This is a genomic window from Acidovorax sp. LjRoot117 (genome assembly GCF_964252695.1).
Classification (GTDB): domain Bacteria; phylum Pseudomonadota; class Gammaproteobacteria; order Burkholderiales; family Burkholderiaceae_C; genus Acidovorax.
Genome location: NZ_CAXUPO020000002.1, coordinates 250,055 through 271,622, shown reverse-complemented (window position 1 = coordinate 271,622; position 21,568 = coordinate 250,055). Strand labels below are relative to the sequence as shown.

Here is a 21,568-nt window from a genome sequence, read left to right as displayed (position 1 = left end):
AACTTGACCAGCAGATCGAGACGTGGCCGATGGCGCCAACTGGCAGTGTTGCAAAAAAGCGTCACGCCTTTGATTCCGCAAGTTCGCATTTCTTGACCAGTTCACCCATGTATCCAGATACTGGCGGCGTCCTTGAGCGAAAAAGAACCTGTTTCGGCAATGTGGGTGCACGGATCGCAGCATGTAGTGAAAGGACTGACTAGTGCACTGACGACGTCAGGGGTAGCCCCCTGATCCATGACGGAGCCCGGCGAACAAGATCTCCCGGGGCAATGGACGGTCGGAAATTGATAGATCCGGTTCGTGTCCTCTAATTCTGGGTAGGGGGATCAGGAGCGCAAAGTTGCGACGGACGGTGACCCGGTTCTCTTCCCCTCGGGGATTTTGAACCTTGGATCACCATGCACGAATGCCAGAAATCGGCCGGCCTCCCGAGCCATATCCTTCCTGTCCGTCTGTCGCGCACTGCTGTTTCCACAGCAGTCAGCAATTTGCGCTGCAGTTCAGCGCTCGAATCACCTCGCCAGGGATTTAATTCGCCGTGGCAAGCGCAAGTCGAAGAACTTCAGGACGGAATGAAGCGCCGTCCCGAGTGGTCACTGGGCCAACTGAGCGAAGGGCTCACTCGATGAGCGCGGCCCAAACCCTGACCGTCGACGCTGCAACCGGATTCGTGACTGTGAAGAAGGCTGCCGAGTTGACCGGCCTCTCGGTTAAAGCCATTCGCCGCAAGCGCGAAGAAGGCATCTGGCGCGAAGGACGCGAGATCGTGGTCGGCCCTGACAAGCGGATCTACGTGGACATCGAAGCCTTCCAGAAGTGGGTTCGGGGGCTGCAATGAAAACGGAAACCTCAATCAAGAGCCTCCCCGGTGTGGAAAAGCGCGGCAACTCGATCCGCATTTCGTTCACAACCCGGAACGGAACGCGCCACAAGAAGACCTACAAGCTCGACGGCATCGTGATGGCACCTACCGGGCCCAACATGAAAGCCGCGATGCGGCTGGTCCAAGAGATCAAATCAGAGATCAAGCTCGGCGTCTTCGACATGTCACGACACTTCCCCGACGACGTGGAGGTGCTCGCCGCCGCGCAGGCCGAACAAGCCAAGCGCCGTACAGTGGCGCAGCAGCTCGACATCTGGCGCTCATCTCTGATCGTCGCCCCCTCCACTGCGGAGGGTTACGACACCGCCGTGCGATTCTGGAAGAAGGCGCCGGCTGCTGCCCCCCTGGAGGGGCAGACGTGGCAGGACATGCCACTGATCGGAGAGGTGCCTATTGACGCCCTCGTGCTGTCGCAGGTCAAGGCGGCCTTGGCCAGCAAGGCCCACCGTTCAGGCAAGACAACCAACAACTACATCAGCGTGCTAAAGCAGGCGCTGGATCTGGCTGTTGGCGATCGGCTCATCCCTGATCACCCGGTGGTCGGCAAACCGGTGAGGCGCACATGGCAGGCCGGTACGCCTGACCCATTCTCCAAGGCAGAAGCCAGCCTGATCGTGGCGAACATGTGGTCGCACTACCCTCCACAGGTCGCAGCCATGTGCGAGTTCTGGTTCCTCACCGGCTTGCGGACGTCCGAGTTGCATGGTCTGCGGTGGGGATCGGTCGACCTTCGGCAGGGGACGATCCACATCCACGAAGTCATGGTGCGCGGCAAGTCCAAGGCGACGACCAAGACGAACAAGGATCGGCAGATCAAGCTGCCCCAGCGCGCTCTGGATCTACTCAAGGCGCAGAAGGCCAACACCTATCTGCGTGGAGAGCACGTTTGGGATGACCCGCGCAACGACGGTGGCCCCTGGGTCGACGAGCGCCCCTTCCGCCGGTCGTACTGGACGCCGACCATCAAACGCCTGGGCATCCGCTACCGCAAGCCCTACCAATGCCGCCACACGAACGCCACGATGCGACTGATGGCCGGCCAGCGCCTTGGTTATGCAGCGCAGCAGATGGGGCACACGGTAGATATGTTCGTGCACACCTACACACGCTGGATCAACGACGGGCACAGCGCGCTGGAAGACCAAAAGCTCGAGCAATTCCTGGCGCTAGAAACGCCGGACCAAAAGGCAACGGGAGGTATCGCTTGACCGATGCGCCTTCTACAACATCTAAAGCCACCAATTTGGATCTTAGGAAGGCCTGCCACCGCGTGAAGCCATAACCGGACATCAAGCCTAAGACCCCTCCCTTCATCCCAGAGTTCCGTCGTCAGCTAGCCTGGTAGCCGCAGACGGGCTCCCCTCATATTCTTACCCTGTATGTCGAAAGCACTTCGTACACGTATCCGCCGAAATCTAATCAGCTTGATCGATAGCCAAGGCAGCGTCAGCCTCGCTGCTCTGGCCATCGGAGAAAGAGGTGTCGCAATTTCCGGCCTTCGTAACTCTAGGCCCAAAACCACTTTTAGGTTTGTGTTCACAACGCAGCCTGATTTCATTGAGCTGCATGAGCGACATGCTGGCGTCAATGAGCTACTGCCGTCAACGCCGTCACTGCATTTTGGCCTTGAGAAGGGCGAGCGGGAATCGACGGAAATTCGAATCCTAGAAGATATTGCTGACCTACCGACTGACGATCGGTGGAGTACACGCATTGCGAAGGGTTTACAAGACGGCGAGGACGATATTTGGTTGAATGACTGGCTATCCGCCCTGATGGATGACTGCCCGGAAGCTCAAAGCAGGATTCGACGAGCGCTGATCAAGACGATCGACGAGCGGATGCTTGAGGACATCGAAGACGCTATTGCAAACGGTCTTGCTGCAATCGCCGAACACCGGTACGCGTAGGCTGGATCTGAACCGACCCGGGGCGGTTCACCACAAGGCCTTGGCCGCTTGGTCGCTCATCGACAAGGCCCTATGAGGCAGAGATCTTGGGCCAAGCGTCTCGCCCCAATTTTCAAGAATCGCCGTCATCCATGGGATACCAAGACTGATACCGCCCGGACGTAACGGGAGCACCGTCGCGCTTTTCATGCTGATTGCAGCGCACACATAGCAACTGCAAATTAGTGATGTCGTTCAAGCCCCAGCTCGATAGCGGAACGATGTGATCGTAGTTCTCGACGTTGTCGATGTTCAGCAGACCCGTAAGATCTGTATCGCACAGCACACAACGCCCGCGGTCGCGGAAGAACACCGCTCGCCGCGCCCAACTTGGAGGCCGCACGCGCGCAAGCTTGCCACTGGACGTTAAAAGCGAACGATCAATGTCTTCTGCCAGATCCCAATCGCCAAGTTCCAGGATCCTCGACGCGAAGACATTGAACATCATCATGAGTTCGCGGTTCTGAAAGAGAACGTGGAAGACTTCGTCCACCGTTTGCTCGATCAGTTCTCCATAGGCGGCCGATATCCAAATCTCGTTCATGTATTCGTAGATATCGTCCGCATCGGCAGACTCGAACTTCTTGCCCTCGTCCTTCAGGAATTCGAAGAAGGTCTGATGATCGATTCCATGGTGTTTGAAGGCGTGCTCGATAGGCAACTTGTGCGGCTGCAAGTCCGCGATCGCGGGCGGGATGTCCTTGAAGTTCGCATAGATCGACTTTTGCTTCTCGATGTCGAAGTCGTCAGCCTGCTCCGAGTGCACCCCTTGGATCACGAATCCAATGAACAAGTGCAGCACCGATCGCTTTTCATAGGGCGCGAGCCAGCCAGCCCATTGCTCGTCGCAGTGAAATCCTTCCAACCAAAGCAGGTGGTCAAACGGCTGCTTCAGAAATCCGCTGACCACATCGCACATGTTGTAGGTCTCGTAGAACCTGGCCTTGAACTGCATGTTCTTCCCTTCTCGGCCATCGGTCGCTCCGTGGGGATGAGGCCCACCTCTCCTGGCGGTCTCTCCCGCGCCGCTCTCAACCCCATGCGACCCAGCAAGCCAAATACTCGCCAATCACGATGTGGGCATAGTTCCCGTGGCCTTGGCCAACCAAATAGCGATAGCGCCCCTCCTGCACATCCAGCCAGCCGTCGGGCATCTGACCTCCCAACGGCAACGCCCTGAGGAAAGCGCGGGACCCCAGCTCTGGCCAGACCGCCATGGGCCCCGGCTCAGGGCACTCGAAGAATTCGCGGCTCTCGGCCGTCAAGACCGAAAGCGGCGCGATCTCAAAGACATCAGGATCGTCCCGCTCCTGAACGCTGAGCTCGAAATGCAGATGGCCGCGCGCGAGCTTCAGGACCACATTGCGCACGCGATCCATGTCCGGGTGCCAAGTCTTGCCCCCATTTTCGTCGACGGTAACGGTGGACTGAATTTCCGCGGCTAACCTCGGCGTCTTTGAGAGGATCCTTTTGATGTTCTCGCGACGCAGCTCCTTCGGCTCGGTCGACCCCCACATGACGCACTCCAAAAAGCACGCTAGGTATTGCTCGTCCAGCGAAAAGGACTTGTTGCATGCCAAGCAGGCCTCAACCACTGGCAGATTGGGCGGATAGGGCTCGTCCAGCAGAACCTTCGAGGGGCAATGATCCCTCGTATCAGGCATCGTCCCGCAGTAAACGCAAATCCCCGTCAGCCGCTCGTCGACGAAAAGCTTTCCTGGGTCTTCCATCATTCCCTTCTTGTGCGCGTCCCGGCCAATCACCGCGGCCTCATTCCCTGCCTCAGGCTTGCGGCGAATTCCCCTGCTCGTACCCGGCGCGCCCACCGCCTTATTCGGTGTGAATCCGGGCATCTACGCCCTGCTGTCCGGTAGGTTTGTAAGCGCAAAAAGACAAACTGGCCGCATCGGCCCCTTGGGAAAACGAGTGCTTGGCCAAGACCAGCGCCTCACCAAAGAGGATGACGACGCGGTCGCCAATCATTTCGCGCTGTGCCTCGCCGACCGGCACTTCTTGGTACGTCATGCCATCATGTGTAATCGACGCCGTCCAACATTCAAGGAATCTCGCGTCCCGGCTCAATCCATGTGTATGTGCCGCGACAGTTTCAGTTGCTTAGCCTCGAAACGAAGATGTCGCGACATGGCTGACATGGATTGCTGTGATCGGCGGTGTAAGCTGATGCCGGCCAAGTAAAGCTGCAGTGTGCTCGCATCGCCGATGCACTGGTGAATGCGAGCGAGCAGCGCTTCGAAATGCGTCTACCCCTGGCAGTTGAGCGTGGCGGTCTTGCGATGCTGCTGATTGGCAGCATCACACGGAACTCCTGTCGTTCCGCCGTCGGAGCCAAGCGTCAGGCAACCGCAGTTCCTTCGTGCTTGACCTTGAGCTTGGATTTGCTGGCAGAACGAGCTGCCGACTTGCGAGCCACACCGGACGCGCGCGCGCGATGTGGCGTCGATGACTTGGCCAGGGAGCTCAGGCTATCAAGCATGATCACGGTCCCCGCGCCCGTTCTGACAGCCACGGCCAGTTCTCCGCCCATGGCTTCCACGTACTTGCGCAGCGTCGAGAGCAGCAGGTCCGAACGCTTCTCCAGCTGAGCCACGGCGTTTTGTTTGACATTGAGCACTCGCGCCACTTCGTCCTGGGTCTTGACCAATGCCGCGCGGACCTCGGCCAGCGAGTCCGCGTGGCGAACCATCTCTTCGGCCAGGACACTCGCCTTGCTCTGGATGAGCTTCTGATCCTCAGCAGAAAACTCTTCGATAATGCTTTGCAGTGTGGTGCTCATGGTGACTCTTTCTTCGCCTTGGCGAGCTTCTTCAGGTGGGCGTCGAACCGCTTGTCGGCAGTCTTGATCAGGGTTTTGTAAAACGCTGCCTCGTCCTGTCCCTGCTTATCGCCAGCCACCAGCACATAGGCCTTTCGCTGGGGATCGAAGGCGAAAGCCGCCCGCCAGATCTCCGAGCCGTTGTGGGCCTTGAAGCGCAACTCCTTCATGTTGTCGTGCTTCGAGCCATTGAGCGTGTCGACATGAGGCCGTCCTGTCTTCGGTCCTGCCAGCTCGATGGCCTTGGCAGCAGCAGCCAGTTCGCGGCGTACGTCCAAGTCGAACGCGCGGAACTCCGGCAGGAATTCATCGTGAAAGATGACTTCCCACTTCTCCGAGGGTGCCGGTACAGCAGGTTCGGACGCCAACGACGATTTCTTGGATCTTCCCGCCATAATAATTTTAACGTGATATCACTTTAAAATTATCCCACAAGCAGAGCATGGCTGTCAGAGATCGCGCTGTCAAGACAGGCCCTGCCCGCAGCCTGCTCGACTCAGGACAGAGGATTCCACCTCGAAGCGACATATTGATGGCGACAGTCAAAGGCGACATGCATCCCGCATGACGTATTGAGGCAGTGCCTGCGGGCGATGCTTGAGCGAGTCGATCTGCTTAGACGCAGCAAAGACCCGTCGAAGTCTGGCAGTCCGATGAGGCCACCAAAGCACAGGACAACCGTCAGCGATTACCGCTTCGCCCCTGGCGTGCCCCTGAAACGAAACAAGGACCCGAAGGTCCTTGTTTTTACTGGCATTTTTTGGGGTGGCTGATGGGGCTCGAACCCACGACAACAGGAATCACAATCCTGGACTCTACCAACTGAGCTACAGCCACCGTAGATTCATATTATAGCCCGAGATTTTCACGTCCCGGGCTTCCCGGCTTAATTTTCTGCAGTGACCTGCGCCGTGGTGTCTGGACGCGGTGCCTTGATCTGCACCTTGAAGCGCTGCTTGAGCAGTTCGTAGTACGCCAGGCCTTCGGCCGTGGTCCACCACTGCACATACTGCTGGCGCTCTTGCTGGGCGCGCTGCGCGTCCGGTGCCTGGCGTGGGACCACGCGGTTCACCTTGACCACCGCGTAGCCTTCAGAGCCCAGGTCAACACCGGCAAAGGCTGGCAGGCCGTCCGACGGCGCGCGCAGGGCGGCGTCGATCACCTGGCGCGACTGGCCCTGGGGCTGCTCGCGCGAGATCTCCACCGCCGCAGGCAGGCCGGTGGCAGCCGCGGGGTTGGCCTTCCAGGCCGCCAGCTTGGTTTCGCCTTCCTTGCGCGCCTGCTCGGCCGCGCGCTGGGCGATGAACAGCGACTTCACGCGTGCGCGCACTTCGTCGAGCGGCAGGGCACGTGCAGGGGTGTATTCGGTGATGCGGCCTGCAGCCATCTGGCTCGTGCCGACTTCAACCGCTTCGGTGTTGCGCTTGTTCTGTACCGAGTCGGCGGAGAACAGGGCCTCCAGGAACTTGCTGTTGGCCAGCGGGCCCTGGGCGCCGGGGGTGGGCGTGCGCGTGACGCCGGTGGCCTTTTGCACCTTGAGCTTGAGCTTGTCGGCCACGGGCTGCAAGCTGTCGGCCTGCTCGTACACGCCGTTGGCAAACGACTCGGCCACCTCGGCGAACTTGGCTTGCGCCTGCTGCTGCTTGAGCTCGGCTTCCATCGAAGGACGCAGTTCCTCGAAGGTGGGCTGGCGGGGCGTCTTGATGTCGGTCAGCTGGATGATGTGGTAGCCGAAGTCCGACTCGACCACATCGCTGATCTCGCCCTTCTTGAGCGCAAAGGCCGCGTCCTCGAACGGCTTGACCATCGCATTGCGGCCGAAGAAGTTCAGGTCGCCGCCAGCGACGGCAGAGCCCTTGTCGTCCGACGATTTCTTGGCCACCTCGGCAAAGCTCGACGGCGTCTTGCGCACCTGGGCCAGCAGTTCTTCTGCGCGGGCCTTGGCCTTTTCGCGCTCGGCCGCCGGGGCGTCCTTGGGTGCGTTGATGAGGATGTGGCTGGCGCGGCGCTCTTCCTTGCCCGACAGGCGCGCGAGATTTTCCTTGTAGTACGTGCGCAGGTCGTCTTCGCTCAGCGAGATGCCGGCACGCACGCTGTCCAGGTCAAGCACCACATATTCGACAGCGGCCTGCTCGGTTTGCTGGAACTGCGCGGTGTGGGCCTTGTAGTAGGTCTCCAGGTCCGCGTCAGCAGGCTCTGCCTTGGATGCGAAGTCTGTGGCCTTGAAGCGCAGGATCTGCACTTCGCGCCGCTCGTAAAGCGGGTCCAGCGCCAGCTTGATCTGAGCATCGGTACCAAAGGCCGAACCCATCACGCCGCCCATGACCTGGTTGACCGACAGGTCGCGGCGCACGTTGGCTTCGAAACCTTCGGGCGTGAGGCCCTGGCTTCCGACCAGAGCGCGGTAGGCCTCGGCGTCGAGCGTGCCGTCAGCGCGCTTGAGGCCGGCGATGGCAGGGATCTCCTGCAGGCTGCGGGCCAGGCGTGCATCGCTGGTGACGAGGTGCATGTCTTTGGCTGCTGCAGCCAGCACGCGGTCGCGCACCAGGCGCTCCAGCGTGGAATAGCGGGACTGGGGCGAGTCCAGCAGCTTGGGATCGACCGTGGGAGACTGAGCGCGGATGCGGTCAGTTTCCATGCGATGAGCATTGTCCCAATCGGTTTGGTTGATCTTGTGGCCATCGACGCGGGCAACCACCGGGCTCTTTTCAGAGAAGTAGTTGCTGTCGATACCTACCAGCACAAACGATGGAATGATCAGCAAGAACAATAAGATCATGACGATCTTGGAGTGCTTGCGGATGGATTCAAACATGGTCGATCTTTCAGAAGACAAAAAACAAAAGGCGAACTTGCGTTCGCCTTTGTTCGGTGGGTGGTGGGTCCTGACGGTCTCGAACCGCCGACCTACTCCGTGTAAAGGAGCCGCTCTACCAACTGAGCTAAGGACCCCGCCTAAACTGATCCTCAGTTCAAGGCATCTTTCAATGCCTTGCCAGGACGGAACTTTGGAACTTTAGCAGCTTTGATTTTAATCGTATCGCCAGTACGGGGATTGCGACCGGTACGAGCGGCCCGCTTGCCCACTGCGAAAGTGCCGAAACCGACGAGCGAGACAGTGCCGCCCTTCTTCAGGGTCTTCTTGACGGCCTCAATCGTGGATTCCAGGGCACGCGCAGCAGCGGCCTTGGAGATGTCGGCGTTGGTAGCGATGTGCTCAATCAGTTCGGTTTTGTTCACAAGAAGCCTCTCGGGAAAGAGTTGATGGAATGTCTCGCGGATATCTGGTCTTCACACGTCCCAAAGCGCAGCCTGAATGAGACTGGTTGAAGGCAGACGGGGGAATGACTGGCATACACAGCAGTGGCTGCTGCATCAGATTAAAGCCATCGAGTTTCCGGGTGTCAATACAACACGCTGTTTTGCGGCAGCGTAGCGGTCAATTCTAGTCGTATTTCATGCTGCGACTGGGCGTGCGGACCGTTTTGTCTCATACATGCCGTATGGGCAGCATTCCGTATTGACACCCCTCCTGCAGCAAGGCACGCGGACGCAAAAGGGGCTTGAAATCCAGCGTAGAAAGGCGTTTGTGGTGCACGTGGAGTGCGTATCGGGCGCCGCAGCACCATCCAGGGCGGACGCTCGCACCACGGCAGTGCGCAGCAGACCATGCGGCCGCATCGATCACCGGCATCACCCGCCACCATGCCGCATTGACAAGCGTGGCAGCAGCCCCAAGAACCGCTGCATGACTGAACTCACAGCAGCATCACCCGGCCAAGCAGGCGCAGGCAGAGGCAGCCGCGCCAGAACTACTTCACGCGGGCCCGGATCTCGGGCAGTGCCTTTTGCAGGTAGTACACCATGGACCACACCGTGAGCACGGCAGACGCCCAGATCAGCCAGGTGCCCCACACCCCGGTGTCGATCATGCCGAACAGCCGGGCGTCGTACAGCAGGAAGGGGATGGCCACCATCTGCACCGTGGTCTTGACCTTGCCGATCATGTGCACCGCCACGCTCTTGCTGGCGCCGATCTGCGCCATCCACTCGCGCAGGGCCGAGATGGCGATCTCGCGGCCGATGATGATCAAGGCCACGAACACATCCGCGCGCTGCAGGTGCACCAGCACCAGCAGCGACGCGCAGACCAGGAACTTGTCGGCCACGGGGTCGAGGAAGGCGCCGAAGGACGAGGTCTGGTTGAGCTTGCGCGCCAGGTAGCCGTCGAGCCAGTCGGTGGCCGCGAACACCACGAACATCACCGTGGCGATGAGGTTGCGGGTGGCAGGATCCAGCGGCGCATAGAACACCCCCACGATCAAAGGTATCGCGACAATGCGCGTCCAGGTCATCAGCGTGGGGATCGTCCAGAACATGGCGGCGATTGTGTCACGGCCCGGGGTGGCCCCACGCGCCGCGTTGCATGCACGCACCGCCTGCACGGCCAATGTGATCGTGCAGCAACGCTCCAGGTCAGCGCAGCGCCCGGTAGATCTCTTCCGCCAGCTCGCGCGAAATGCCGTCCACCGTGGCCAGGTCTTCCACGCTGGCCGACGCTACGCCGCGCACGCCGCCAAAGCGCTGCAGCAGCCGCGCACGCTTCTTGGGGCCCACGCCGGCAATCTCCTCCAGCTGCCCGCCGCCCACCCGCACCTTGGCGCGCGCTGCGCGCATGCCGGTGATGGCGAAGCGGTGGGCCTCGTCGCGGATCTGCGCCACCAGCATGAGCGCGGCCGAATCCTTGCCCAGGTAGACCTTCTCGCGGCCGTCGGCAAACACCAGCTCTTCCAGGCCGACCTTGCGGCCCTCGCCTTTCTCGACGCCGACGATGCGCGTGAGGTCAAGCCCCAGGGCCGTGAAGACCTCGCGCGCCACGCCCACCTGGCCCTTGCCCCCGTCGATCAGCACCAGGTCGGGCAGGCGCGCCACGCCCTTGGGCTTGACGGCCCCCACAGCGGCCTCGGTGTCGGGCGGCGGGGCGGCGGCAAAGTCGATGCCCCCGGCTTCGCGCGCGGCCTCCACCACCTTGCTGTAGCGGCGCGTGAGCACCTGGCGCATGGCGGCGTAGTCGTCGCCGCCGGTAATGCCTTCGATCTTGTAGCGGCGGTACTCGCTGCTTTGCATCTTGTGGTGGTGGAACACCACGCACGATGCCTGCGTGGATTCGCCCGCCGTGTGCGAGATGTCGAAGCACTCGATGGTGAGCTGGTCCAGGTCCTCGGGCGGCAGGTCCAGCGCTTCGGCCAGTGCACGGGTGCGGGCCTGCTGCGAGCCCTCCTCCGCCAACAGGCGGGCCAGTTGCAGGCTGGCGTTCTTTTGCGCCATGTCCAGCCACGCGCGGCGCTGCTCGCGCGGCTGGTGCACCGCCGTCACGCGCAGGCCCGACTGCTGGGTGAGGGCTTCCATCAGCGCCTTGTCCACCGGCTCGCTCGTCACCAGCAGGGGCGGCACCGGCACCCCGATGTAGTGCTGGGCGATGAAGGCCTCCAGCACCTGCACTTCCACCGGCCGCGCCGGGGCCGCCGCCGTGCTGTCGGCGGCATCGTCCTCGGCCTCTTCGGCAAAGATGGCCGCCGCGTCTTCCACATGCACCGGGAAGTACGGCCGGTCGCCCAGGTGGCGGCCACCGCGCACCATGGCCAGGTTCACACAGGCACGGCCGCCCTGCACCCGCACCGCCAGGATGTCCACGTCCTTGTCGTCCGCGATCTCGATGGATTGCTGGTGCAGCACGCGCGACAGGGCCTGGATCTGGTTGCGCACCTCGGCGGCCTGCTCGAATTGGAGCTTGTCGGAGTGCGCCATCATGCGCTTTTCCATGGCCTGCAGCACCTCCTGCGTCTCGCCGCGCAGCAGCGCCTCCGCATGCTGCACGTCCGAGGCATAGGCTTCGGGCGAGATCAGGTCGACGCAGGGGCCCGTGCAGCGCTTGATCTGGTACAGCAGGCAGGGCCGCGTGCGGTTGGCGAACACCGTGTCCTCGCAGGTGCGCAGCCTGAAGACTTTCTGCAGCAGCTGGATGGTTTCCTTCACCGCCCAGGCGCTGGGGTACGGCCCGAAGTAGCGGTGCTTCTTGTCGACCGAGCCGCGGTAGTACGCCATGCGTGGAAACACCTGCCCCGGCGCCTCGCCGCGCGCAGCACCGCCGGCCACGCCGGTGATCTTGAGATACGGATAGCTCTTGTCGTCCCTGAACAGGATGTTGAACTTGGGGTTCAACGTCTTGATGAGGTTGTTTTCGAGCAGCAGCGCCTCGGCCTCGGAGCGCACCACCGTGGTCTCCATGCGCGTGATCTTGCTGACCATGTGGCCGATGCGCGTGCCGCCATGGTTCTTGGTGAAGTAGCTCGACACGCGGCGCTTGAGGTGCCGGGCCTTGCCCACGTACAGCAGCGCGCCCTGGGCGTCGAAATAGCGGTAGACACCGGGCAGCGCGGGCAGCGCAGCCACCTGCGCCAACAGTTCTTCGGAATGCACATCAGACATGGCGCGTATTGTGGCCCCACATCCGATCGCTATGAAAATAATAGCTACCAGCGCTTTCCTATCCAGCGACGGCAGCCATTTTCAGCTCACATCATTCAGCTTCGATCTTCGACGTCTTGACCACACCGGCCCAGCCCGCCAAATCGGCCTTGACCTTGTCGCCCAACTGCTGCGGGCTCTGGTAGTCGGCAGTGGCGCCCTGCTCCTGGGCCTTTTGCTTGAACGCTGCGCTCTGCACCACGGTGCGGATGTCGGCGGTGAGCTTGTCCACCAGGGGCTTGGGCACGGCGGCGGGCACGAACACCGCAAACCAGGAGGTCGCGTCCACCTTGGGGTAACCGGCTTCGGCGGTGGTGGGCACATCGGGCAGGCTGGGCAGGCGCTCCTTGCCGGTGACGGCCAGCACCCGCAGCTTGCCGCTGGCGATGTGGGGCATGAAGGGCGGCGCGGTGCCGAAGGTCAGGTCCACCTGGCCGCCCAGCAGGTCCTGCAGCGCGGGGCCGGTGCCCTTGTAGGGCACGTGGACCATCTTGATGCTGCCCTGCTGCTCCAGCATGGCACCGGTCACGTGCTGCAGCGAGCCATTGCCCGACGACGCGTAGTTGAGCTTGCCCGGGTTGGCCTTGGCATAAGCCACCAGTTCGGCCAGCGTCTTCACCGGCAGGTCGTTGCGCACCACGATGATCTGCGGGGCCGAGATCACGTTGGCCAGGGGCTGGAAGTCGCCCTGCTCCCACTGCTTTTGCTTGGTCAGGTGGGGCGAGATCACGTGGTAGCCCGAGTACTGCATCAAGAGCGTGTAGCCATCGGCCTCGGCGCGCTTGACGGCCGCCGCCGCAATGCTGCCGTTGCCGCCGCCCTTGTTGTCCACCACCACGGACTGGCCCAGCACCGGCGTGAGCGCCTGGGCGAGCATGCGGGCCGACAGGTCGGTGGTGCCACCGGCTGCGGTGGGCACGACCATGGTGACGGGCTTGCTGGGGTAGGCCCCCTGGGCCCAGGCAGAAGAGGATGCACCGAGCGCCAAGATGGCCAGGGTGGTGGCGCCCAGGGCGGCCCGTGCCGTGAACGGCCTGCGAGAGAAGGTGGTCATAAAGGTTTTGTCTCCGTTGTTGTGACTGTCAAGAAATGGTGTCGCTGACGGGGGCCCACGATCGAGTCGGCGCCTATCAACTGCAACCGTTCACGCCGGGCTTGTCGAAGCGCCGCGCAGGGCTTCGACCAGCTCAACCCGAACGGTGGGTTCGAGTTCAAAGATGCCGACGCAACATGCGCGCGTGCCGGCCGGCGGTCGGCGTTTCAATCCACCGTGGCGCCGGTCTCCTTCACCACGCGCTGCCAGCGGACCAGATCGTCGCGCACCAGCGCGCCGAGCTGGGCCGGCGTGCCCTTGAAGGGCTCGCAGCCCACGGCGGCGAGTTTGTCGACCACGTCCTTGTGGTCCAGCGCCTTGGCCACTTCGGCCTGCAGCTGCGCCACCACGGGCGCGGGTGTGCCGGCCGGGGCGAACATCGCGTACCAGGGCGCCTGGCCGAAGCCCTTCAGGGTCTCGCCGATGGTGGGCGCGTCGGGCAAGGCCGCCACGCGCTTTTCATTGACCACGCCCAGCACCTTGAGCTTGCCGGCCTTGATGAACGCAATGGCCGACGGCAGGCTTTGCACCGACAGCGGCACCTGCCCACCCACCACATCGGTCGCTGCCGCGGCCGAGCCCTTGTAGGGAATGTGCTGCAGCTGGATGCCCGCGGCCTTTTGCAGCATTTCGCCGATCAGGTGATTCAGCGTGCCGTTGCCCGCCGACGCGATCGAATACTTGCCGGGGCTGGCCTTGGCCAGCGTGATCAGCTCGGCCACGTTCTTGGCCGGGAAGGATGGGTGTGCCACCAGCACGTAGCCGGCGGTGGCGATGGGCGCCACGGGCTCGAAGTCCTTGACCGCATCGAAGCCCGCGTTCTTGTACAGCGCCGGGCCGATGACGTGGGCGCTGTCGGCCGTCACCAGCAGGGTGTAGCCGTCGTGCTTGGCACGCGCCAAGCCCGCGGTGGCCAGCGTGCCGCCTGCGCCGGGGCGGTTGTCCACCACCACGCTCTGGCCCATCTGCTCGGACAGGCGCTGGGCCAGCACGCGGGCGATGGCGTCGTTGGCGCCGCCGGCGGCCTGGGGCACGACCAGCGTGATGGGTTTGGATGGGAACTTGTCTTGTGCGTGCGCGCCAAGCGGCGCGCCGCACGCCATGGCGCCCACGAGCGCGCCCAGCAACAGGGCGGCGTGTCGGCGGTGGAAGGTGTTGGTTTGGGGCATGGTTGTCTCCTGTCGTTGTGTTGTGGTCTTTGCCGCGGTCAGATCAAATCAGGTCACGCTCCGCCGCGCTCGCGCTGCAGCGCCCGGTCGCGGATGGCATCGAAATCTGCAGGCACGGGGTGCAGGTGCAGCCGGGCGCCGGCCTTCACGATCTGGCTCGGGATGTCGTGCCCGATCAACCCTGGCAGGCGTTCCGCCGCTTCCACCAGCGCGGCCAGGTCCACGCCGGTGTCGTAGCCCATGAGGCCGAGCGCATGCACGATCTCTTCGCTGCACACATTGCCGCTGGCGCCCGGCGCATAGGGGCAGCCGCCCAGCCCGCCCAGCGATGCGTCGAACCGGTCCGCGCCCGCATCGATGGCGGCCAGCACATTGGCCAGCCCCATGCCGCGCGTGTTGTGAAAGTGCAGCGTGAAGTCCACGCCCGGCCAGCGCGCACGCGCCGCCGCCGTGATCTGCGCCACCTGGGTGGGAAAGGCCATGCCCGTGGTGTCGCATAGCGTGATGCCGCCCACGCCCAGGTCCACGAACCGCTGCACCCAGCCGAGCACCGCAGCCTCGGGCACGTCGCCCTCCATGGGACAGCCGAACACGCAGGACAGCGACACGTTGACCGCCACGCCCGCAGCCTGGGCCACGGCCACCACCTGGGCCAGCGCAGCGAACGATTGTTCTTGCGTCATGCGCAGGTTGGCGATGTTGTGCGTGGCACTCGCGGACATCACGAGGTTCAGCTCGTCCGTGCGCGCCTCGATGGCGCGCTCGGCACCGCGCAGGTTGGGCACTAACGCGGTGTAGACCACGCCCGGGCGCCGCTCGATCTCGCGCATCACGATTTCTGCATCGCGCAGCGCGGGGATGGCGGTGGGCGACGTGAACGAGGTGACCTCGATCTTGGCCAGGCCCGTGGCCGACAGCGCGTTGACGAGCGCGATCTTGTCGTCGGTGGGCACGAAGGCCTGCTCCATCTGCAGGCCGTCGCGCGTGCCGACCTCCTGCATGTGGATGCGGCGGCCATGGCCCTGCCAGACGCTGGCGCCGGTCGAACGGGTAGTGGTGGTCATTGGATCACTCCCTTGCTGCGCAGCAGACCGATCTGCTCTGCCGTCAAACCGGCCTCGGCCAGCACCGCATCGGTGTCGTCGCCCAGGTGCGGCGCGCTGCTGCGGATGCTGCCGGGCGTGCCCGAGAGCTTGGGCACGATGCCCGGCACCTGCACGCTGTAGCCGTCGCGCGTCTGCTGGGTCAGCAGCATGTCGCGGGCCTGGTAGTGCGGGTCTTCGGCAATGTCCCGGGCTGTGTAGACCTTGCCCGCGGGCACGCGGGCACCGCCCAGCGTCTCCATCACCTGCTGCACCGAGCGCGCGGCGGTCCAGCTGCCGATGGCGGCGTCGATTTCTGCCACCCTTGCCACGCGGCCTGTATTGCTGCCCAGATCAGGCGCGTCGGCCAGGTCCTGCCGGCCGATGGCCGCCATCAGCCGCTTGAAGATGCTGTCGCCATTGCCGGCCACCAGCACCCAGCCGTCGGTGCAGGGGTAGGCGTTGCTGGGCGCGATGCCGGGCAGTGCGCTGCCCGCGGCCTCGCGCACCGCGCCGAACGCGCTGTACTCGGGGATCAGGCTTTCCATCACGTTGAACACCGCCTCGTGCAGCGCCACGTCGATCACCTGGCCCTGTCCGCCGTTGACCTTGCGGTGGTACAGCGCCGTCAGCACGCCGATGGCGCCGTGCAGCGCGGCCAGCGTGTCGCCGATGGACACGCCCACGCGCACCGGCACGCGGCCGGGCTCGGCCGTCAGGTGGCGCAGACCGCCCATGGCCTCGCCGATCACGCCGAAGCCCGGCAGGTCGCGGTAGGGGCCGGTCTGGCCGTAGCCCGAGATGCGCAGGATCACGAGGCCCGGGTTGAGCGCGTGCAGCTCGTCCGGCGACATGCCCCAGCCCTCCAGCGTGCCGGGGCGGAAGTTCTCGATCAGCACGTCGGCCTCGGCGATCAGGCGGCGGGCGATATCCTGGCCCTCGGCCTGGCGCAGGTCCAGCGCCACCGAGCGCTTGTTGCGCGACTGCACCTGCCACCACACCGACGTACCCTCCTTGATGAGGCGCCAGTTGCGCAGCGGGTCGCCGCCGGGCACGCCGGGCCGCTCGGGGTCGGCCGGGGCTTCGATCTTGATGATCTCGGCGCCGAACTCGCCCAGCGTCTTGCCGCAGAAAGGGCCGGCGATCAACTGGCCCATCTCGATCACGCGCACGCCGTGCAGGGCGGACGACGAAAAGGGTGAATCCATGGAAATAGGTGTCTCCTCGAGGGTGAATGCACGACGCGCCACGCGCCCCAACAACCCCGCCCGTTCACGCCGAGCTTGTCGAAGCGCGGCGCAGAGTACGGCTTCGCCAAGCTCAGTCCGAACGGCGGGTGTATGGGCCAGCGCCGGGCGTGGCTCTCTGTACGTTGGCGCGAATGATGCGCACAGCCTGCCCGTCTGCAAAACGCTGATGCACGAAGCTGCCATCGCAAACCGGCATGGTGGCGGAGCACCAGCGTTACCATCGACACCCCCGCCCACCCGCACCGCCATGAAGCTCGACCCCGTCTCCCTGCGCCTCTTCGTTGCCGTGATGGAAGAAAGCACCATCGCCGCCGCCGCCGCGCGCGAGCACCTGGCGGCCTCGGCCGTGAGCCGGCGCCTGGCCGACCTGGAGGGCACGCTGGGCGTGGAGCTGTTCACCCGCAGCAACAAGGGCACCGAGCCCACCGCGGCCGCCTACGCGCTGCTGAACCTGGCGCGCGGCGTGCTGAACGACCTGGACGGCATCGCCAGCCAGATGCGCGAATACGGCGCCGGCGTGCGCGGCCATGTGCGCGTGGTGGCCAACATCTCGGCCATCACGCAGTTCTTGCCTGCGCAGCTGCAGAGCTTCATGGCGCTGCACCCGCAGGTGGACGTGCGGCTGCAGGAGCAGATCAGCACGTCGATAGCCCAGTCGGTGGCCGAGAACGCGGCCGACGTGGGCATCCTGAACCAGGGCCAGTATGGCGACCGGGTGGTGCAGCTACCCTACCGCACCGATGAGCTGGTGCTGCTGGTGCCCACGGGCCATGCGCTGGCACGCCGCAAGAGTGCCCGCCTGGCCGACGCCCTGCCCTACGACTTTGTCGGCGCGCACCCCGGCAGCGCCATCAACAACCAGCTGACCCGGGCCGCGTCCGAGGCCGGCCTGCCGCTGCGGCTGCGCATGCAGGTCACCAGCTACGACGCCCTGTGCCTCATGGTGGCCGCCGGCCTGGGCGTGGGCGTGATGCCGCGCGGCAGCGCCGCCCTGTACAAGGGCACGCAGCCGATCCGCGTCGTGACACTGGACGAGCCCTGGGCGCACCGCCAGCTGGTGCTGTGCGTGCGGTCGGAAGAATCACTCTCCAGCGTGGCACGGCTGCTGGTGGACCACTTGCGCGCGGGATGAGGCGGCACCGATGATCTCGTCCCAACCCCCCACCTTGCCTGCCGATCCCGCCCTGCGCGCCCTGCAGTGGGACGTGTTTTGCCGTGTCATCGACAACTTCGGCGACATCGGCGTGTGCTGGCGCCTGGCCACGCAACTGGCAGCCCACGGCCAGCAGGTGCGCCTGTGGGTGGACGATGCCTCGGCCCTTGCGTGGATGGCGCCCGGCGGGTGCCCCGGCGTGGAGGTGCGCGACTGGCATGCCCCGCCGCCCGCAGCCGCCGAGCGTGCGCCCGATGTGATGGTGGAGGCCTTCGGGTGCGAAATTGCTCCTGAATTCATAGCTTACAGCGCGCTCTCAGCAAGCGGTAGCGGCCAAAAACCTGTGTGGATCAACCTTGAGTACCTTTCGGCGGAAGGCTATGTGGAGCGCAACCACCGCCTGCCGTCGCTGATCATGTCGGGCCCCGCGGCGGGGTGGACCCGCTGGTTCTTCTACCCCGGCTTCACGCCCGCCACCGGCGGCCTGCTGCGCGAAGACGACCTGATGGACCGGCACGATGCGTTCGACCGCAGCGCCTGGCGGGCGGCGCACGCAGCCGCCACGGGCTCGGCGCCTGCAGACGGGGCCGACGGGGCCGATGCCTGCTGGATCTCGCTGTTCTGCTACGAGCCCCCGGCCTTGCCGGCGCTGCTGCAGCAACTGACCCGGCGGGTCGATGCGCAGCGCGTGCAATTGCTGGTCGCCCCGGGTCGTCCGGCAGCAGCGGTGCACGCCGCGCTGGCTGCCGGCATCCAGGGTGAAAACGGGCCGCAGCGCTTGCCAGATGAGCGCGAGCAGCTATCCATTGCATACCTGCCGGCCCGCCCCCAGCCGGCCTTCGACCACATGCTCTGGGCCTGCGACCTGAACCTGGTGCGCGGAGAGGATTCGCTGGTGCGCGCCCTGTGGGCCGGACAGGCGCTGGTCTGGCACATCTACCCGCAGCACGACAACGCCCACCACGACAAGCTGCGGGCGTTCCTGGACTGGCTGGACGCGCCGCCCTCATTGCGGGCTTTTCATGCGGCCTGGAACGCCGTGGACGACACCGCGCTGGTCGTGCCCGACACGGCCACCCACGCTGAATGGACCGCCTGCGTGCGGGCCGCGCGTGCCCGGCTGCTGAGTCAGGATCACCTCGTCACGCAACTTTTGGGCTTTGTCGCCGAAAAACGGTAAAATCCAAGGCTTTGCGCAAAACAGGTGCGGCACATCGGTGCACAGCGCTTGCGCATTCCCGCCGCGGAACATGCATCGGCACGGCGCGCCTTCTGCCTTTCCCAGAGAAAGCTGAAAGCCACCGGCCCGCGCGTTGAGCGGCCCCAACCCAAGCAACTCGCTATGAAAATCGCTCAAGAAATCCGCGCCGGCAACGTGATCATGCACGGCAAGGACCCCATGGTTGTCCTGAAGACCGAATACGCCCGTGGCGGCCGCGGCGCAGCCACCGTGCGCATGAAGCTCAAGAGCTTGATCGGCAACTTCGGCACCGAAAACGTGTTCAAGGCCGACGACAAGATCGACAACGTGATCCTGGACAAGAAGGAGTGCACCTACTCCTACTTCGCCGACCCCATGTATGTCTGCATGGACACTGAATACAACCAGTACGAAGTCGAAGCCGAAAACATGGGCGACGCACTGAACTACCTGGAAGACGGCATGTCCCTCGAAGTGGTGTTCTACGACGGCAAGGCCATCTCGGTCGAACTGCCCACCAGCGTCGAGCGCGAAATCACCTGGACGGAACCCGCCGTCAAGGGCGACACGTCCGGCAAGGTGCTCAAGCCCGCCAAGATCGCCACCGGCTTTGAAGTGCCCGTGCCGCTGTTCGTGAGCCAAGGCGACAAGATCGAAATCGACACCCGCACCGGCGAATACCGCAAGCGCGTCTGAACGCCCGAAGCTGCCCTCAGCTCAGCGCAGCTTCGCTTCGGCCCACAAAAAAGGCTTCCCTCGGGAAGCCTTTTTTGTTTTGTGTGCGGCTTTTTCTGATCCAGCGCTTGGTGGGCAAGCGCTGGCAGCTATTTAACCATAGCAAATCAGACAGCCCGGGCGATCGTCACACCGGCACGGCCACCAGGTCATGCCCCTGCGTGCCCACGATGCGCGCACGGGTGAACTCGCCCACCTTCAGCTGCTTGCTGATCTTCTCGGGCGGCAGCAGGTGCACCACGCCGTCGATCTCGGGCGCATCGGCATAGCTGCGGCCCCGGCCGCCCTTCTTGCCCAGCGCGGGGGCGTGGTCCACCAGCACCTGCATGGTCGCGCCCACGCGGCGCTGCAGCTTGGCGATGGAGACTTCTTCGGCCACGGCCATGAAGCGGGCGCGGCGCTCCTCGCGCACTTCCATCGGCAGCATGCCGGGCAGCTCGTTGGCGGCGGCACCGTTCACGTCGCTGTAGGCAAAGCAGCCTGCGCGGTCGATCTGCGCTTCGCGCACGAAGTCGAGCAGGTGCTGGAACTCGTCTTCGGTCTCGCCTGGAAAGCCCGCAATGAACGTGCTGCGGATCACCAGCTCGGGGCACACCTCGCGCCAGCGCTGGATGCGCTCCAGGTTGCGCTCGCCGCTGGCCGGGCGCTTCATGCGCTTGAGGACATCGGGGTGGCTGTGCTGCAGCGGTACGTCGAGGTACGGCAGCACCTTGCCCGTGGCCATGAGCGGCAGCACCTCGTCCACGCTCGGGTAGGGATACACATAGTGCAGCCGCACCCAGGCGCCGTAGGGCTCGGCGATCTCGCCCAGCGTCTGCACCAGCTCCAGCATGCGGGTCTTGACGGGCTTGCCGTCCCAGAAACCGGTGCGGTACTTCACGTCCACGCCATAGGCCGAGGTGTCCTGGCTGATCACCAACAGCTCCTTCACGCCGCCCGCGAACAGGGCCTTGGCCTCGCTGAGCACATCGCCCACGGGGCGCGAGACGAGGTCGCCGCGCATCGACGGGATGATGCAGAACGTGCAGCGGTGGTTGCAGCCTTCGCTGATCTTCAGGTAAGCGTAGTGCTTGGGCGTGAGCTTGATGCCCGCAATGCCGAAGCCGCCCGGCACCAGGTCGACGAAAGGGTCGTGCGGCTTGGGCAGATTCAGGTGGACGGCATCCATGACCTCCTGCGTCGCATGCGGGCCGGTCACGGCCAGCACGCTCGGGTGCATCTCGCGCACCAGGTTGCCACCGCCCTCGGACGCGCGTGCGCCCAGGCAGCCGGTGACGATCACCTTGCCGTTCTCGGCCAGGGCCTCGCCGATCGTGTCCAGGCTCTCCTTGACGGCATCGTCGATGAAGCCGCAGGTGTTGACGATGACCAGATCGGCGCCGTGGAAGGTTTTGGAGGTCTCGTAACCCTCAGCGCTCAGTTGCGTGAGGATGAGTTCGGAGTCGGTCAAAGCCTTCGGGCATCCCAGGGATACAAAGCCGACTTTGGGTGTTTTCGTGGGGGAGAGTACTTCGCTCATCCCCGTATTGTCCCAGTTCCGGCGTTGCACCGGTGAAGGTATCCCTCCATCGCAGGATTTACGCTGCCAGGGGATGCTTAAAACGGGCACGATTCAGGCCAGTGCCACCGTGGATCCGGCTGCGCCGGTCCACCGGAGGCGTCCCCCTTGGGGGAAGCCGCGCAGCGGCT

Annotated in this window: 20 protein-coding genes and 2 tRNA genes; 6 read left to right on the top strand and 16 right to left on the bottom strand. The window is 64.1% G+C overall.

Annotation, left to right across the window (positions count from 1 at the left end; translation table 11 throughout):
* The first annotated feature begins 628 nt into the window (after positions 1–628).
* The 3 genes from ACSQ3D_RS06650 to ACSQ3D_RS06640 all read left to right on the top strand — a co-directional run bounded on the left by ACSQ3D_RS06650 (position 629) and on the right by ACSQ3D_RS06640 (position 2,796).
* Positions 629–841: an excisionase gene (locus ACSQ3D_RS06650; protein WP_436126320.1), complete on the top strand. Its 213-nt coding sequence runs from the start codon at positions 629–631 to the stop codon at positions 839–841.
* On the top strand, positions 838–2,094 hold the full coding sequence (locus ACSQ3D_RS06645) for a tyrosine-type recombinase/integrase (RefSeq protein ID WP_436126319.1): 1,257 nt from the start codon (positions 838–840) through the stop codon (positions 2,092–2,094). Before ACSQ3D_RS06650 ends, ACSQ3D_RS06645 begins: the two co-directional genes overlap by 4 nt.
* 171 nt (positions 2,095–2,265) lie before the next feature.
* Positions 2,266–2,796, top strand: a complete 531-nt coding sequence (locus ACSQ3D_RS06640; protein WP_436126318.1) for a hypothetical protein — start codon at positions 2,266–2,268, stop codon at positions 2,794–2,796.
* Positions 2,797–2,908: 112 nt separating this feature from the next.
* Here the strand turns inward: ACSQ3D_RS06640 and ACSQ3D_RS06635 are convergent, their stop codons facing one another.
* The 15 genes from ACSQ3D_RS06635 to ACSQ3D_RS06565 form a co-directional block, all read right to left on the bottom strand.
* Positions 2,909–3,790, bottom strand: coding sequence for an HNH endonuclease (locus ACSQ3D_RS06635; RefSeq protein WP_436126317.1), 882 nt, complete (start codon positions 3,788–3,790; stop codon positions 2,909–2,911).
* A gap of 76 nt (positions 3,791–3,866) precedes the next feature.
* Entirely contained in the window at positions 3,867–4,688 is an 822-nt protein-coding gene (locus ACSQ3D_RS06630; RefSeq protein WP_436126316.1) for a hypothetical protein, read from the bottom strand.
* Complete coding sequence (locus ACSQ3D_RS06625; RefSeq protein ID WP_436126315.1) at positions 4,666–4,860, bottom strand: hypothetical protein; 195 nt, start codon at positions 4,858–4,860, stop codon at positions 4,666–4,668. The genes ACSQ3D_RS06630 and ACSQ3D_RS06625 overlap by 23 nt, the downstream gene beginning before the upstream one ends.
* Positions 4,861–5,188: 328 nt before the next feature.
* Positions 5,189–5,629 (bottom strand): helix-turn-helix domain-containing protein, encoded by a 441-nt coding sequence (locus ACSQ3D_RS06620; protein WP_007858653.1) that lies wholly within the window; start codon positions 5,627–5,629, stop codon positions 5,189–5,191.
* Positions 5,626–6,036 carry a type II toxin-antitoxin system RelE/ParE family toxin gene (locus ACSQ3D_RS06615; protein ID WP_436126314.1) on the bottom strand — a complete coding sequence of 137 codons (411 nt, stop codon included), beginning with the start codon at positions 6,034–6,036 and terminating at the stop codon, positions 5,626–5,628. Before ACSQ3D_RS06615 ends, ACSQ3D_RS06620 begins: the two co-directional genes overlap by 4 nt.
* 393 nt (positions 6,037–6,429) lie before the next feature.
* A tRNA-His gene (locus ACSQ3D_RS06610) sits at positions 6,430–6,505 on the bottom strand.
* A gap of 49 nt (positions 6,506–6,554) precedes the next feature.
* Positions 6,555–8,483, bottom strand: a complete 1,929-nt coding sequence (locus tag ACSQ3D_RS06605; protein ID WP_436126313.1) for a SurA N-terminal domain-containing protein — start codon at positions 8,481–8,483, stop codon at positions 6,555–6,557.
* A 61-nt stretch (positions 8,484–8,544) separates the two neighbouring features.
* Positions 8,545–8,620, bottom strand: a tRNA-Val gene (locus ACSQ3D_RS06600).
* Positions 8,621–8,635: 15 nt separating this feature from the next.
* Positions 8,636–8,908, bottom strand: coding sequence for an HU family DNA-binding protein (locus ACSQ3D_RS06595; protein WP_056164954.1), 273 nt, complete (start codon positions 8,906–8,908; stop codon positions 8,636–8,638).
* A gap of 572 nt (positions 8,909–9,480) precedes the next feature.
* The gene (gene pgsA, locus ACSQ3D_RS06590; RefSeq protein WP_056421153.1) at positions 9,481–10,047 is read right to left on the bottom strand and encodes a CDP-diacylglycerol--glycerol-3-phosphate 3-phosphatidyltransferase; all 567 of its coding nucleotides are present in this window, start codon (positions 10,045–10,047) and stop codon (positions 9,481–9,483) included.
* Between the two features lie 97 nt (positions 10,048–10,144).
* A complete protein-coding gene (gene uvrC, locus ACSQ3D_RS06585; protein ID WP_056421151.1) occupies positions 10,145–12,157 on the bottom strand; it encodes an excinuclease ABC subunit UvrC in 2,013 nt (670 codons plus the stop codon).
* A 91-nt stretch (positions 12,158–12,248) separates the two neighbouring features.
* Positions 12,249–13,250 (bottom strand): Bug family tripartite tricarboxylate transporter substrate binding protein, encoded by a 1,002-nt coding sequence (locus tag ACSQ3D_RS06580; protein WP_436126312.1) that lies wholly within the window; start codon positions 13,248–13,250, stop codon positions 12,249–12,251.
* Between the two features lie 206 nt (positions 13,251–13,456).
* Positions 13,457–14,458, bottom strand: coding sequence for a Bug family tripartite tricarboxylate transporter substrate binding protein (locus ACSQ3D_RS06575; RefSeq protein ID WP_056421148.1), 1,002 nt, complete (start codon positions 14,456–14,458; stop codon positions 13,457–13,459).
* A gap of 53 nt (positions 14,459–14,511) precedes the next feature.
* Positions 14,512–15,522 carry a hydroxymethylglutaryl-CoA lyase gene (locus tag ACSQ3D_RS06570; protein ID WP_436126311.1) on the bottom strand — a complete coding sequence of 337 codons (1,011 nt, stop codon included), beginning with the start codon at positions 15,520–15,522 and terminating at the stop codon, positions 14,512–14,514.
* The gene (locus ACSQ3D_RS06565) at positions 15,519–16,748 is read right to left on the bottom strand and encodes a CaiB/BaiF CoA transferase family protein (protein WP_056164943.1); all 1,230 of its coding nucleotides are present in this window, start codon (positions 16,746–16,748) and stop codon (positions 15,519–15,521) included. Before ACSQ3D_RS06565 ends, ACSQ3D_RS06570 begins: the two co-directional genes overlap by 4 nt.
* A gap of 289 nt (positions 16,749–17,037) precedes the next feature.
* Here ACSQ3D_RS06565 and ACSQ3D_RS06560 point away from each other — a divergent pair, with 289 nt between their 5' ends.
* From ACSQ3D_RS06560 to efp, 3 genes are all read left to right on the top strand, one after another.
* Complete coding sequence (locus ACSQ3D_RS06560; RefSeq protein ID WP_056164942.1) at positions 17,038–17,922, top strand: LysR family transcriptional regulator; 885 nt, start codon at positions 17,038–17,040, stop codon at positions 17,920–17,922.
* A 10-nt stretch (positions 17,923–17,932) separates the two neighbouring features.
* A complete protein-coding gene (earP, locus tag ACSQ3D_RS06555) occupies positions 17,933–19,123 on the top strand; it encodes an elongation factor P maturation arginine rhamnosyltransferase EarP (protein ID WP_436126310.1) in 1,191 nt (396 codons plus the stop codon).
* 162 nt (positions 19,124–19,285) lie between these two features.
* On the top strand, positions 19,286–19,840 hold the full coding sequence (gene efp, locus ACSQ3D_RS06550) for an elongation factor P (protein WP_056421144.1): 555 nt from the start codon (positions 19,286–19,288) through the stop codon (positions 19,838–19,840).
* A 166-nt stretch (positions 19,841–20,006) separates the two neighbouring features.
* On the opposite strand, the gene rimO is transcribed toward efp, so the two are convergent.
* Positions 20,007–21,398 carry a 30S ribosomal protein S12 methylthiotransferase RimO gene (rimO, locus tag ACSQ3D_RS06545; RefSeq protein WP_436126309.1) on the bottom strand — a complete coding sequence of 464 codons (1,392 nt, stop codon included), beginning with the start codon at positions 21,396–21,398 and terminating at the stop codon, positions 20,007–20,009.
* Between the last annotated feature and the right edge of the window lie 170 nt (positions 21,399–21,568).